The sequence below is a fragment of the Colwellia sp. MB02u-6 genome (assembly GCF_014077095.1).
Lineage (GTDB): Bacteria > Pseudomonadota > Gammaproteobacteria > Enterobacterales > Alteromonadaceae > Cognaticolwellia.
Genome location: NZ_JACGVG010000034.1, coordinates 1 through 14542 on the forward strand (window position 1 = coordinate 1; position 14542 = coordinate 14542).

Annotated in this window: 12 protein-coding genes, 1 tRNA gene and 1 rRNA gene; 8 read left to right on the forward strand and 6 right to left on the reverse strand. The window is 40.5% G+C overall.

Annotated features, from left to right (window positions below; genetic code table 11):
* The 3 genes from rrf to H4J46_RS08745 all read left to right on the forward strand — a co-directional run bounded on the left by rrf (nt 1) and on the right by H4J46_RS08745 (nt 2024).
* A 5S ribosomal RNA gene (gene rrf, locus H4J46_RS08735) occupies nt 1-114 on the forward strand.
* A 43-nt stretch (nt 115-157) separates the two neighbouring features.
* Nucleotides 158-242 (forward strand) — tRNA-Tyr (locus H4J46_RS08740).
* Nucleotides 243-656: 414 nt separating this feature from the next.
* A complete protein-coding gene (locus H4J46_RS08745) occupies nt 657-2024 on the forward strand; it encodes a DEAD/DEAH box helicase (protein WP_182233137.1) in 1368 nt (455 codons plus the stop codon).
* A 53-nt stretch (nt 2025-2077) separates the two neighbouring features.
* Here H4J46_RS08745 and H4J46_RS08750 read toward each other — a convergent pair whose 3' ends face one another.
* Entirely contained in the window at nt 2078-2521 is a 444-nt protein-coding gene (locus H4J46_RS08750) for a YaiI/YqxD family protein (RefSeq protein WP_182135889.1), read from the reverse strand.
* Between the two features lie 108 nt (nt 2522-2629).
* Between H4J46_RS08750 and H4J46_RS08755 the strand changes: the two genes are divergently transcribed.
* The 3 genes from H4J46_RS08755 (at nt 2630) to H4J46_RS08765 (ending at nt 4796) form a co-directional block, all read left to right on the forward strand.
* A complete protein-coding gene (locus tag H4J46_RS08755; RefSeq protein ID WP_182233138.1) occupies nt 2630-3106 on the forward strand; it encodes an acyl-CoA thioesterase in 477 nt (158 codons plus the stop codon).
* 73 nt (nt 3107-3179) lie between these two features.
* Nucleotides 3180-3533: a DUF2750 domain-containing protein gene (locus tag H4J46_RS08760; protein WP_182233296.1), complete on the forward strand. Its 354-nt coding sequence runs from the start codon at nt 3180-3182 to the stop codon at nt 3531-3533.
* Nucleotides 3534-3539: 6 nt separating this feature from the next.
* Complete coding sequence (locus tag H4J46_RS08765) at nt 3540-4796, forward strand: DEAD/DEAH box helicase (RefSeq protein WP_182233139.1); 1257 nt, start codon at nt 3540-3542, stop codon at nt 4794-4796.
* Between the two features lie 184 nt (nt 4797-4980).
* On the opposite strand, the gene H4J46_RS08770 is transcribed toward H4J46_RS08765, so the two are convergent.
* Nucleotides 4981-6108 carry an alpha/beta hydrolase gene (locus tag H4J46_RS08770; RefSeq protein WP_182233140.1) on the reverse strand — a complete coding sequence of 376 codons (1128 nt, stop codon included), beginning with the start codon at nt 6106-6108 and terminating at the stop codon, nt 4981-4983.
* Nucleotides 6109-6433: 325 nt separating this feature from the next.
* Nucleotides 6434-6640 (reverse strand): cysteine-rich CWC family protein, encoded by a 207-nt coding sequence (locus H4J46_RS17680; RefSeq protein WP_182233141.1) that lies wholly within the window; start codon nt 6638-6640, stop codon nt 6434-6436.
* 279 nt (nt 6641-6919) lie between these two features.
* Between H4J46_RS17680 and H4J46_RS08780 the strand changes: the two genes are divergently transcribed.
* Complete coding sequence (locus tag H4J46_RS08780) at nt 6920-8866, forward strand: DNA topoisomerase III (protein WP_182233142.1); 1947 nt, start codon at nt 6920-6922, stop codon at nt 8864-8866.
* A 90-nt stretch (nt 8867-8956) separates the two neighbouring features.
* On the opposite strand, the gene H4J46_RS08785 is transcribed toward H4J46_RS08780, so the two are convergent.
* On the reverse strand, nt 8957-9583 hold the full coding sequence (locus H4J46_RS08785; RefSeq protein WP_182233143.1) for a GNAT family N-acetyltransferase: 627 nt from the start codon (nt 9581-9583) through the stop codon (nt 8957-8959).
* A 462-nt stretch (nt 9584-10045) separates the two neighbouring features.
* Between H4J46_RS08785 and H4J46_RS08790 the strand changes: the two genes are divergently transcribed.
* Nucleotides 10046-10294, forward strand: coding sequence for a DUF3297 family protein (locus H4J46_RS08790; protein WP_182135882.1), 249 nt, complete (start codon nt 10046-10048; stop codon nt 10292-10294).
* Between the two features lie 328 nt (nt 10295-10622).
* Here the strand turns inward: H4J46_RS08790 and H4J46_RS08795 are convergent, their stop codons facing one another.
* The gene (locus H4J46_RS08795; protein WP_182233144.1) at nt 10623-12032 is read right to left on the reverse strand and encodes an aldehyde dehydrogenase family protein; all 1410 of its coding nucleotides are present in this window, start codon (nt 12030-12032) and stop codon (nt 10623-10625) included.
* Between the two features lie 59 nt (nt 12033-12091).
* Nucleotides 12092-13732 (reverse strand): acetolactate synthase large subunit, encoded by a 1641-nt coding sequence (locus H4J46_RS08800; RefSeq protein WP_404851782.1) that lies wholly within the window; start codon nt 13730-13732, stop codon nt 12092-12094.
* Between the last annotated feature and the right edge of the window lie 810 nt (nt 13733-14542).

Sequence of the window (14542 nt, forward strand, 5' to 3'; positions counted from 1 at the left end):
CTAGCGACAATAGCGACATGGCCCCACCTGATCCCATTCCGAACTCAGAAGTGAAACGTGTTAGCGCCGATGGTAGTGTGGGAGTTCCCATGTGAGAGTAGGACATTGCTAGGCTTCTATTTAGAATACCCAGCCAAGGCTGGGTTTTCGGCCCTGTGGAGGGGTTCCCGAGTGGCCAAAGGGATCAGACTGTAAATCTGACGGCTCAGCCTTCGGTGGTTCGAATCCACCTCCCTCCACCACCATTCTAAAACCCGTAACTTACGTTACGGGTTTTTTCGTTTTATCTACCAATTAATCATATTTTTTAGAGCCTTGCCGCCGATAATTCTTCTTTTTGTATGTGAATTTTTACAAAAAGGAAGGATGAGAAGTGAATAAGTAAGCAATCAAGGCATATAAAAATACTTTTTTTTAGTGTTTACCTTCTGTAGTTCTCTTGCTTCTTTCCCTGTGAGATATTTTTTATTTTACAGGAAGGGAAGGAATACTTAAGACACTAAAGGACAGCCTAGCTTTGCCTTCCCCATTAGTATAAATTTAGTTGCTGTTTATGATAGAAGAGTAAGCACTTTCATTGCACTAAAGCCGTCTATACTGTATTCTGCATCGCCGTTTGACATTGGATCAAACCAACAGCGAGAAGAGAATATTCTATGAGTTTTACCGATTTAGGTTTATCTGCACCCATTCAAAAAGCCATTGCGGAAAAAGGTTACGATACGCCATCACCTATCCAAGCTCAGGCTATTCCTGCCGTGCTTGATGGTAAAGACGTTATGGCTGCTGCGCAAACGGGTACAGGTAAAACAGCCGGTTTTACTTTACCTATTCTTGAGCTGTTATCAAAGGGCGATAATGTCCGTCCAAACCAGGCTAGAACGCTTATTATCACTCCAACTCGCGAGCTTGCGGCACAAATTGCTGAAAACGTAGAAATGTATGGTAAATACTTACCATTGAAATCTACTGTAGTCTTTGGTGGTGTTAAAATTAACCCACAAATGCAGCGCTTGCGTCAAGGCGTTGATATTCTGGTCGCAACTCCTGGGCGTCTACTCGATTTGTATAATCAAAAAGCGGTGCGATTTAATCAATTAGAAATTTTGGTGCTTGATGAAGCAGATAGAATGCTGGATATGGGTTTTTTACGTGATATTAAGAAAATTTTATCTTTGTTGCCAAAAACACGTCAAACACTATTATTCTCCGCAACATTTTCTCCCGATATTCGTGAACTCGCTAAAGGCATAGTCAATGATCCCGTTGAAATCTCCATTAGCCCAAAAAACACGACAGCTGAATCGGTTGAGCAATTAATTTATTCGGTTGATAAAAACAGAAAAGCAGCTTTACTGACGCATTTAATTCTAGAGAATGACTGGCAACAAGTTATCGTGTTTATGAAAACTAAACATGGCGCAAACAAATTAACTAAACAGTTAGATGCTGCAGGTATCAGAGCCGCTGCTATTCATGGCAACAAAAGTCAGGGTGCGAGAACTAAGGCGTTAGCACAATTTAAAGAGGGTAATATTAGTGTACTCGTTGCTACTGATATTGCGGCTCGTGGTATCGATATAGAACAGTTGCCACAAGTGGTTAATTTTGAATTGCCTAATGTACCAGAAGACTATGTGCATCGTATTGGACGTACCGGCCGAGCAGGTTCTACTGGCCATGCAGTATCTTTAGTCTGTGCTGATGAAATAGATTTACTTAACGATGTAGAACATGTCATACAAACACACTTGGCAAGAGAAGTAGTTGCCGGTTTTGAACCCGTACATGCCTTACCAGAGTCACGTAATTTACGCGCTTTAAAAGCGCAAAAGCCAAGAAAATTTAAATCAGAAAGTGTTGAACATAAAGATGGTCAACGCTCGGGTGAAAATGCTCGTGGTCATAAACCTACTGGAAAAAACAGACGTCATATCGGTAATAGCTCTGCTAGTAACCCTTATGGCAATAGCGATGGTAATGGTGGCGGACGTCGCCGCATTAATCCTAATCCAAGTAAATAATGATAATAGCAACGGTAAAATAAACTTTTGCCGTTGCGGTTTAGTTGCTTAACTTACTGCTGCGCTAGTAACTTATCAAGATTGTTAGCAAAAGCTTGCCGATCACTTTGGCTAATAGGTGGCGCTCCACCTGTTTCAATACCACTAGAGCGCAGCGTATCCATAAAGTCACGCATATTCAGGCGTTGACGAATATTGGCCTCTGTGTAAAGCTCGCCTCTAGGGTTAAGTGCTAAGCAGCCTTTCTCGACGACTTCAGCCGCTAAAGGAATATCTGCTGTTATCACTAAGTCATTTGGTTCGGCTCGTTTAACAATTTCATCGTCAGCAACATCAAAGCCAGCACTCACTTGTACGAAGCTGATCACCTTAGACGGCGGTACTTTTAGGTAATGATTAGCCAATAATGTTGTGAGTGTTTGAGTACGCTCTGCGGCTCGAAATAAAATCTCTTTAATAACTACCGGACACGAGTCGGCATCAACCCAAATTTTCATGGTTATCCTTTAAATTTCAACTATGACTTAACGGGTGGTAATGTACCTCTAAACCGCAAGTATTGTAACCACTGTTAGCGCTAATTTTACTGATAAATAGGAAGCACCATGAAGCAACCGCAACGCGATATAACCTTAAGATTTTTAGCTGAACCTCAAGACGTTAACTTTGGTGGAAAAGTTCACGGTGGCGCAGTAATGAAATGGATTGATTTGGCCGCTTATGCCTGTGCAGCAGGTTGGAGTGGTCGTTATTGTGTTACCGCGTATGCGGGTGGCATTCGTTTTGTGGCGCCAATTCATGTTGGTAGCTTAGTAGAAGTTGAAGCGAAAGTGATTTATACCGGTAAGTCTTCCATGCATATAGCGTTGAAAGTAAATGCCTGTGATCCTAAGTCATTAAATCGTCGACTCACTACGCATTGTATTGTAATTATGGTGGCTGTTGATCAGAATGGTCAATCTGAGCGTGTTCCTGAATGGATACCTAAAACAGCGGCAGATAAAAAAGAGCATGACAGCGCAATAAAGTTAATGGAAATGCGGAAAAACATCGGCGAAGAAATGCAAATTTTTGTAGAATAGCGCCGCCATTTAAAAATAGTTTTCATCAGGAGTTCATGTGTTAGAGCCAGAAAAAATCAAACAAATATTACAGATGGATGACGCGCAGCGCGCTGTTTACTTTATCAATGAAGCGGTCAGCCAAAACGAGTTATGGATCTTAACGGATGAGCATGGCTGTGTAATGCTAAACACCGAAGAAGAGGACTGTGTACCGGTTTGGCCGAATAAAGAGTTTGCCCAAGCTTGGGCTACTGATGGTTGGCAAGCCTGCCAACCTGAAGCGATTTCTTTAAACAAATGGTTTAGTCGTTGGAGTACGGGTTTAGCGGATGACGAACTCGCTATTGTGGTGTTTCCAAGCCAAGACGAGCAAGGCTTAGTATATTACCCTGATGAACTTGAGTATGAACTTAAACAAAAACAACATTCGATTAATAAGCGATAGATCATCATGAGTTTTTCGTCCCTAGCATTAGATAAGTCACTTACCGATGCCGTCAAAGCCTTAGGCTATGATCAGCCAACGCCGATTCAACAGCAAGCCATTCCGGCTATTTTAGCCAATAAAGACATTATGGCTGGAGCTCAGACTGGTACCGGTAAAACTGCCGCCTTTGCTTTACCTATTCTGCAACGTTTAAGCGAGAATATTCCAGCACAAAGGCCGATTAGAGCCTTGGTATTAACACCGACGCGTGAACTTGCGCAGCAAGTGTATAAAAGCTTTGTTAGTTATGCTGAAAATACTGAGCTAAATATTGCGGTGGCTTATGGTGGTGTCAGTATTAAACCCCAAATTGAAGCCATTGAACAAGGCGCTGATATATTAATTGCCACCCCTGGCCGGTTGTTAGACCATATTGTTAATGGCAGTGTTTTGTTAATTCACCTTGAAACTATTGTTTTTGACGAAGCTGACCGTATGTTAGATATGGGCTTTAAGGATGAAATTGACCGTATTTTAAATCGTCTACCGCCAAAGCGTCAGACTTTATTGTTTTCAGCGACCTTTGATGATGCCATTTTCAAACTCAGTAAAACCTTACTTAATGATCCAGAACTTATTGAAGTCAGTGAACGTAATACCGCAGCAACAAAAGTAGAGCAAATTGTTTATACTGTCGATAGCGACCGAAAACGTGAGCTTACTTCATTTTTAATTGGTTCCAAAAACTGGCAACAAGTGCTTATTTTTACTCGCACGAAACTGGGCGCGGATGAACTAGCAAAAGAAATGTCAAAAGATGGTATTAAAACCCAATCTATTCATGGTGACAAATCACAAGGTGCGCGTGATAAAGCCTTAGCAGAATTTAAAGCAGGTAAAACTCGCGCCTTAGTCGCGACAGACGTTGCCGCGCGTGGTATCGATATTAGCGACTTACGTTATGTGATCAATTATGAACTACCCTATATTGCTGAAGATTACATTCATCGTATTGGCCGCACTGGACGAGCAGGTAATGAAGGCTTAGCTATTTCTTTAATGAGTCCATCAGAAACCTGGTTGCTAGAAGCGGTAGAAAAAGTGTTAGATACTCGCTTAATGCAACAATGGCTACCAGGTTATGAGCCAGATTTAACTAAAACTGACCCACCAGCCCGTAAAAACACCTTAGGGCAGCAAAAAAAGCATGGTCGACAAAAGGCCTTTGGCGATAACAGTAAAGCTAAGTTGAATAAGCCGCATAAGTCACGTAAACGCTAAAGCAATAAATGAGTTTATTCTACTTATGATGACATCATAAGTAGAATAACATTGATATCGTGATCTTAAATGATCACTCGTTATTGCATTAGCTTAAGTCCTAGCATTGGTGTGCGTTTGTTGAACGTTGTTTAGCTTTGCTCTTGAACTTAGGTAAATTAAATTGAAGTAAGGTAAAGGCAGGCTAGGTTAAGCGCCAAACTTGTGCTGATTTGCACTTTCTTTTACGTGCGCTGTCATCGTAAGCAAGATCATCAATACTTTGTCTAATATCTTCATTAACCGTGGCCCATAAATAATAACTATGCTCGGTGACGCCTCGAACAATATCAGAGCAGTTGACTTGGCTGATTTTATTGTGCAATTGCAAGGGTCGTGCTGTGCCATTATGGCCTAACCTATCGGTATTGCCTTTAGTGTAATCAGAAATATACATGGCTAAATCACCATTATTGTAATAAACCGTTACATGCCTGGCTAATCGATGTAAATTAACCATAGGTCGTTCATCTTCAAAAACATTATCATCAATATCGGGCGCACACATAAATATATGCTGAAATAATTGTGGAAATTTTTTGTGGTCATTGCGCTTATCTATTGAAACGAGGGCATGTTGTAAAACATAATTACCCATTGAGTGGCACAGTAAGTGTAGTTGTTGACCACACTCATTTATCGTCGGATCATGATGTTTAGGTCTGAGTGTCATCAGAAAGTCGCGTAATTTAAGAAATCCTCTCGCTACCGCTACGCTTGAGTCTCTAGCATCGTTACGATCAGATAGATAAGCTTTATTTTTCACCATAGCGCCGTTTGAAGGCCAAGTAAAAAGAAACACGCTAGTATCTTTTAAGTTGTCATTATTTTGAGAGTGTCGGTTTAACATTAACTCTAATGCCATGGCAGAGGCGACCGCTTCAAACCAGTCAACATTAAAACCATGAATGAAAACCACCAAATCGCGTTTGCGTTCCATTTGTTTCTTGAGCTCATTAAAAGCCACTGTGGAAGCCAGAGGTGAATTTGTGGCATTGGTGAGGTTTTCTGGTTCTACAAAAGCAGTAATAAGATTTTTTTTACGTAATTTTTTCTCAATATAGCCTGATAGGCTTTCACCATCACCGTGGCGACTATTGACTTTATCATTCAGGTAATCGGTTACTTTATTAGCACTAACTTCAACCGTGACTCGACCAAAACGTAAGTTATTAGGTCGGTCAGCACTAAAATCTTGTCCATAACTGTCGGGAGCCCAACGTTGACCTAAGTGATTTCTGTTAGTGGCATAATGTAGCGTTAAGGTGAGCATAGAAACATCCTGTAAAATTAAATTAAATTAAACTAGAATAATTGTAGTTAAGATATTCTTGCTCACAAGCTACTTAGATCACTATGTTGGTCTTATACGTTGAAAACCTTGCTTTAGCGTGGCATTGTCATAATTACTGTTTAATATTTTAATGCAGATAGAACAAGTTGAGCCATGACTCCAAGGCCACAAAATAAAAGCTAGGGCGGGTGTTTTTTGAAAAGTTGGCTGAGTAAAAATAAATTGGTTTTTATTTGGGTTTATTTATTTAAGCAAGTAATTAGGTGAGCATTAAGTTAAATGATTTAAAAATACCTAGGTATTTTTAAGACTTGTTGATCACGTGGTTAAAGTTGAATTTATCGATGCAGTTTTTACAGATACATGATTTTCCAGATAAGGCGGGTGGCACTTGTGTCAATAATGCGCGTTTAACATCACGGCTTACGCACCAACAAGGTTCATTATCTTTGACCGTACATAAATTTTTTTGTTGGCATAAAGGGCATTGGCTGGTATCAAGGGCAGGCATTAGCACTATTGCTCTAGATTAAGATTATTAAGCTTAAAAATAGCATAACTTCACTAACAGTAAAATATTTAGTGGTAAATTTTAGGCGCTGTTGTCGTTAATGGTTGGTTCTTAGGTAAAATTACTTGGTTAAGCACTTGTAATAGCCGAGACTGCTGGTTAGTCGCGCTAGAGAAAGTTATTAATAAGTAACTTTTTCTTAACTGTATAAATAAACAGTTTTAAATGCTAGGCTGTCTAAAACATCAGCAGCCTTTGCTCTACAGATAAGCATTCATCTTGAAATTATATATCGCCGAAAAACCAAGCTTAGGTCGGGCAATTGCCGCCGCATTGCCAAAACCTCAAAAGAATCATCAAGGCTATATCGCACTGGCCAATGGTGACGTAGTCAGTTGGTGTATTGGTCATATTCTTGAACAAGCGAACCCTGAAGATTACGATCCCGCATTTAAAAAGTGGCAAATGGCCCATTTACCGATTGTGCCGGAGCAATGGCAACTAAAACCTAAAGCACAAACTCGGTCACAGCTTACCGTGTTACGAAAACTGGTTAAGCAAGCAGATGAAATTATTCATGCGGGTGATCCTGACAGAGAAGGCCAACTGTTAGTTGATGAGGTTATTGATTTTTTCAAGGTATCAGCAAAGAAGAAGCAAAATACTAAGCGTTTGTTAATTAGTGATTTAAATCTGCCCGCAGTGCAAAGATCGCTGGCTAACTTACAAAGTAATCAATTGTTTATGCCCTTATCAATTTCTGCTTTAGCGCGCTCAAGAGCAGATTGGCTATACGGTATTAACTTAACACGAGCTTATACCTTACAAGGGCAAAAAGCTGGCTTTAATAGCGTGTTATCTGTGGGTAGGGTACAAACGCCAATTTTAGGTTTAGTCGTGCGACGCCAACAAGAGATTGACCATTTTGTCGCGAAAGACTTTTATGATGTGCACGCACACTTAGAAACCAGTAACCAAGCGCAATTCATTGCAAAGTGGCAACCTAGCGAGGCCTGCCAACCGTATATGGATGAAGAAGGCCGCGTGCTTAATCGTGCTTTAGCTGAAAACGTTGTCCGTCGTATTGACCATAAAACCGCTGAAGTAAGCTCAGTGATTGAGCAGCAGAAAAAGCAAGCAGCCGCATTGCCTTATAGTTTATCAGCACTGCAAATTGACGCGGCAAAAATATACTCATTGAATGCGAAGTTGGTATTAGATGTCTGTCAGGCATTGTATGAAAAGCATAAGCTTGTGACTTACCCTCGTTCTGATTGTCGCTATTTACCCAATGAACATCATGCTCAGGCTAAAGGCATTATTGCCATGTTAGCCAGCGCTGATGATGACTATGGCAAGTTTGCGCAAGGTGCTAATAGCGCGTTAAAAAGTAAAACCTGGAATAACGCCAAAGTAACAGCTCATCATGCCATTATTCCGACCGAGAAATCAGCGAACAAGTTGTCGTTGAACCCATTTGAAAAGAAAATTTATTTTCTGATTGTTCGGCAATATTTAGCACAGTTTTATCCGCCATACCAATATAACCAGTGTCGGGTTGAGCTGCTCATTGCGGGGGGTAAATTCTTAGCTAATGCTAAAACCCCGATTGCACAAGGTTGGAAGGTGTTATTTCAGCGTGCAAAAAATAAGCCTGACAACACAGCACAAGATAATGACGAAAAGCTTAATAATCAACTATTGCCAAAATTAGTTAAAGGCGAGCAAATACACTGTCGTCATGGCGAACTCATCAGCCGAATGACACAAGCGCCTAAGCCGTTTACTGATGCCAGTTTACTTAGTGCCATGACTGGCATTGCTAGGTTTGTCAGTGACAATGAGATAAAAAAACTTTTACGAGAAAATGACGGTTTGGGTACCGAAGCAACGCGTGCCGGTATTATTGACTTATTATTTAAACGTGATTATTTGCAGCGCCAAGGCAAGAATATCAATGCCACAGTGATTGGCACATCACTGATCAATGCTTTGCCTGTTGCGGCTACCATGCCTGATATGACCGCCCACTGGGAAGCCACTCTGACTAACATTAGTGAGAAAAAAAGCCGTTATGAAGATTTAATTGCTCCTTTAACAGCGACTATAGCGCAGATGATTCAGCAGTCAGAGCAACAGTCATTTGCCCAATTACCCAAAGTGGCTTTTAAGCGTAAGTCAAAAGCCAAAAAGCCCAATACGTGGAAAAAAGCCGCAGTTAAATAAAGTCACGATTTTATTGTGTAACTAATAGTTGAAAAGAAAGCGAATACTCGTGAATGAGTTATTTTCACGAGTAGGCTAGATACGCTAGTGCTACAAGATAGTTTGCGGGCTAGCGATAAATACTTTAAAAGGTAAGGGTGCTTCCAACGCACTGTCATCTATAGCTAAATAACTAAAACCTGACCGCTCAAAGAACGCGCTTAATGCTTCAGTGCTTAACTCGTCTGCTGTTAAGTTCATGGCCTGATAATAGGCGGTGTTTTCAGGTGTTTCGCAGTCTTGTGCATCAACAAATAAACTCATTGGCATACACAGTGCCGAAATTGACTGCACTTTGCTGTAGTGTTGGGCAATTTCTTTTAGTAAAAATTTAGCAACACCCTGCTGACGATATGCGGGTAAGACACTAATAGCTTCAATTAAGATATGATCTTTGGCTTTAATATCAATTTTTACGTGTAACTTTTCGACTAAATCTGCCGCGACATTTTGTTTTTTAAAAAATAAATTTAATGGTACTTCCCAGTCTGTAGCATCGTGCTGGCTTAATAATTCATAGCTTTCGTCAGCACCACGGTGCTTATTTAAAGTGATTATTTCAATTTCTGCTTTGGCAATGACTTGGTTTTCGTCATTTTTAACATTAATTTCTTGTGCTAATTGCCAGTCAAAGGCACTTTTTATTTCTGGTTTATTAAATTCTATGGTTAAGTTCATTATATTTCAGTGCTTAGCTTAACGGTGATATAGCACCGGATAACAAGCGACTGCCTTAAGTGGTTGGCACAGTAAATTTAAGGCAAAAATTTTGCGATTACTGCAGATTTTCATGCTCTGGCCCGTTTATACCACTAGTATGCCTGTCATACCAGCGTTTGATTTTTTAAGCGCTAGGCAACGAGAGGCTAATGTTTAAAAAGTATTGATGACAATTTTGCTTGATAAATGCGGCTTAAGAATATAATTTGAGCGATTACTAGTTGTTGCCATATTAAGCTGCTAATGAAAATCATATATTGCTGTCTTAGATAGTCCTGGCTAGCGAAAGGTAAATGCCTAACCCAGCATCTAATATCAAGCAATACAGCTAAAATAGCTTTTAAATACACCAAGCACTATTGAGGGGAATGCTTATATTGCCTACAATAGCGCACTTTTTATTTACTACAGGTCACCAACATGAATGACACTAAATCGCTACCCGCTTTACCCGATCGTCTTTCGATCAATCCCCGTAGCCCACATCATGTGGCAGAAATTTTTGAGCATGATATTGGTATTACGCTCAACGGCAAAGACCGTTCAGATGTCGAAGAATATTGCATTAGTGAAGGCTGGGTAAAAGTCGCCACACACAAAGCATTAGATCGTCGTGGACAGCCACTTTTGATGAAGGTAAAAGGCACTGTTGAAGCGTTTTATCGTTAATAACTATTAATAAAAAGTTGATAACCTGAAAGCCTCGTCCAAGTCATATTGAATGAGGCCAATTATTATCGACACTATCAAAGTAATATAAATTGATATCCCAAGCTCTGCTATCGGCTTTGAGGGCTATGAGTTAAATCGTCCATAGTTAATTAATCTATTTTCAAGTTATGTTTAGTCACACTTTATCTTTTGGCATGATAACGTTGTTCAGATGTTGAACGAATTATCGCAGAGCAATAACTTTTAAGTTAACGTTGTAAAAAAAGAGTCGCTAATAATTAGCGACTCTTTTTTTAATGGATAGTTATAGTACAGATTACTTACGTTAAAGCTTAATAACCGCCATTTTATCCTGAGACATATCGTGCATGGTATAAGCGATACCACCGGTATTATAACCCGATTGTTTACGTCCAGCGAAAGGCATCCAATCAACGCGAAAAGCCGTATGGTCATTCACCATTACTGCTGTAGCGTCCAATGCCTGTACTGCTTTCATTGCTATATCAAGGTTTTTGGTAAACACCGAGGCTTGAAAGGCATATTCTAACGAATTAGCTTGAGCAATGGCTTGGTCAATATCGTCATAGCCATAGACACAAACCACAGGGCCGAAAATTTCCATGGTAGAGACTTTGGCATCAACGGGGGGTTCAAGTAGCACTGTGGGTGCATAAGTGCTTTCACCCAGACGTTTACCGCCGGTGACTAGGGTTGCGCCTGCCAATACGGCTTCATCAACCCAGGCTTCGACCCGATCAACTTCTTTAGGACGAATAAGAGGGCCGCATTCGGTCGCTTCATCAATAGCGTTGCCGACAATAATTTTTTCTGCGCCGTCAGCCAACATTTGTGCGATAGCCCTGGCTTGATCCCTAGGCGCAAAAATACGTTGTACAGACACGCACACTTGTCCCGAATGATAAAAACCGCCTTTTAGTAAACTTGGGATCATCGCTGCAATATCGGCACTTTCTTCAATGATAACTGGGGCAACTCCGCCATGTTCTAATGCACAACGTGTACCGGGTGCCAATTTAGCACGCAACATCCAACCTATTTTGGCTGAACCAATAAAACTGAAAAAGGCGACACGAGGGTCGGTGATCATTTTTTCAGAGATAGACGTTTCGCACATAATAAAACGGCACCACTGTGCCGGTAATCCGGCTTCATGTAAAATATCAACAAATGCTTTACAAGATAATGGCGTATCTCGTGCAGGTTTAACTAGCACAGGACAACCGGCAGCTATCGCTGGCGCGACTTGATGGACAATTAAATTTAATGGATGATTAAATGCTGAAACAGCAACCACAACACCAATCGGCTCTTTGGTCGTAAAGGCGATTCTGCCCGCACCAGCTTGGGTTAAATCCATCGGAATTTGCGTACCGGTTAATGTTGATATTTCTTTTGCACAAAGCTCTACGCCGTCAATAGCTCTAGTAACCTCCACACGCGCATCAACTAGCGGCTTTCCGCCTTCACTGGCGATTAAAAGCGCTAATTCATCTGCTCTTTGTGAAATCAATATCGCTGTTTTTTTGAGAATATTAATCCGCTCAAAGGCAGGAAGCCATTGCTGGCGGTCTTTAAATAGTTGCTGAGCAGTAGCTAAATCTTTGTCAATATCATCCCAGGTGACTAACGGTAAAGACCCTAAGTAAGTTTGATCATAAGGGTTAACAATATCGAACGTTTCAGCGCTTTTGCTTTTGTCTAATTCGGTCATAATATGCTCTTTAATAAGTTAAAAGTCGCTTGCTAACAAGCCATATCAAAATAATAGTTCTATAGTAAACACACCTTTTCTGCCAATTCATCAACTAATACTTTTTGATTTTCAGAGTAATCAACGGGTAGTTCGACCAGGTGAACTCCGCCAGCTGAAAAAGCATTTTCATAGGTAGCAATAATATTGTCAGCAGAAGTTATTCTATGACCAGTTGCGCCATAACTTTCTGCGTATTTAATAAAGTCAGGATTGTTAAACTCTAAGCCCCAATCAGCAAAACCAGAACTGGTTTGCTTCCAACGGATCATGCCGTAAGCATTGTCATTTAACACGGTTACCACTAAGTTCAAGCCTAAACGAATGGCGGTTTCTAATTCTTGTGAATTCATCATAAAACCGCCATCACCACATATTGCCATTACGCGTCGGTCAGGATTTAGCATTGCAGCCATCATACCTGATGGCAGGCCTGCTCCCATGGTGGCAAGGGCATTATCAAGTAATACGGTATTGGGTTGATAAGCTTTATAGTTACGGGCAAACCATAGTTTATACATACCATTATCTAAAGTGATAATATCTTTTTCGCCCATAACCTTGCGAATATCAGCTACAAAGCGTTGTGGAATAATAGGAAAACGCTCGTCATCTGCTCCTACTTCAATATGCTGCTCAATGGCGAGTTTTATTTTATCAAAATAGCTTCTATCGAACTCAACCTCTCCCATTAACTTATTTTTTAAGGCATTAACAGAAGCCGCTAAATCGCCAATAATTTCTAATTGTGGAAAATAAACTTGATCAACTTGGGCTGATTTATAATTAATATGAATCACTTTCTTGGCGCCTTCTTCCATAAAAAATGGCGGCTTTTCAATAACATCATGGCCAATATTAATAATTAAATCTGCACGTTCAATGGCACAATGTAAATAGTCGCCTGCTGATAACGCTGCAGTACCTAAAAAGAGACTTGAGCGTTCATCAACTACGCCTTTACCCATTTGTGTAACAAAGAACGGAATACGTGTTGAGTGAACAAAGCTACACATTGCCTCTCGAACATTTTGCCTATTTGCGCCAGCGCCAATGAGTATTAAGGGCATTTTAGCGCTTTTTATTAATGCTACCGCTTCTTCTAGGGCCAAATCATTAGGGCTAGCATAAAGCCGTTTATGGGGGGGCATTACTCCTGGTGTACAATCTTCAGCCGCAATATCTTCGGGTAACTCTAAAAGCACCGCGCCTGGGCGTTCCTCTTCACAAAGGCGGAAAGCTTCGCGAACTAATGACGGAATAGTATCACCGTGGACAATTTGTTTAGACATTTTACAAATAGGATCAAACAAGCCAACTATGTCGATAATCTGGAACTGGCCTTGCTTTGATTTTTTAATCGGCTTTTGTCCCGTAATCATAATTAAGGGCATACCCCCTAAGTGAGCATAAGCGGCAGGCGTTGCTAAATTTGTTGCGCCAGGCCCCAGTGTTGCCATGCAAACTCCAGCTTTGCCAGTTAGGCGACCATAAGTAGCAGCCATAAACCCAGCGCCCTGTTCATGGCGAGTTAAGACTAATTTAATGGATGATTTTCGTAAGGATTCGACCATATCCAAGTTTTCTTCTCCTGGTACGGCAAATATATGGTCTACCCCTTCAGCTTCCAGTGCTTGCACAAATAAATCAGATGCTTTTATCTTGTTATTCTCACTCATAATTTTTCCTTTATCAGTCTGCAGACAATGATTTTAAAAATGTTTACTTAAGCACATTATCATTAAAAATACTGAAAAGTATCTGCAGGCGCATTAATAACAGAATAATTTTAGCGAGTAATAAGTTGCCAGCCTTTAAGTCCATTTTTCGACCTGCTCAGTTGTTACCTTTTATCTGGATTATCTTTTTGAATATTTAAGGAATTATTGTCAATATTGCTATAGGGATATTTCACACAGGGTTCATGAACGCTAAGTAACAGGCTGGTTGTATTGCCTAACGAAACATTAATCAGAATGCGTAATGTATTGCTTGATTAGCTTCAATCACCCAAGTGATGATCATGGCGTTAATAAAGTTGCCGGTATAAACCCAAACAGTAACACGGCAGTCGCTGGTAAAAACAACTGCGCAAGAGAGAATGTTTTTACCAGACCGTTCCAAGTCAATCCGTAGCTTGAAAAACTAGCACCGGTTTTGTGGTTCAACAAAAAATGCCAAAGTAGAAACAGTGACATTAAAATAAACCCAGTAAGCAATGCCCACACTATAACTTGAGTGGTAATATTTTCAGCGAATAAAGCCAATGCCTGCTAGCTTAGCGTTTCGTTGATTCCCTTAAATGGCAAAAGCGTTGTCGTGGGCAATGTGTTAAATATGAACGTGCCTAACCACCAACCTCGTCTGGTTAAACTGTTTAATTTAGGCATTGATGCTTTGTGAACTAAACATTGAAGCTGCACCAACTCTAGCTAAGACAGGTAAGATGGAGCATTGCCAATACTCCATCT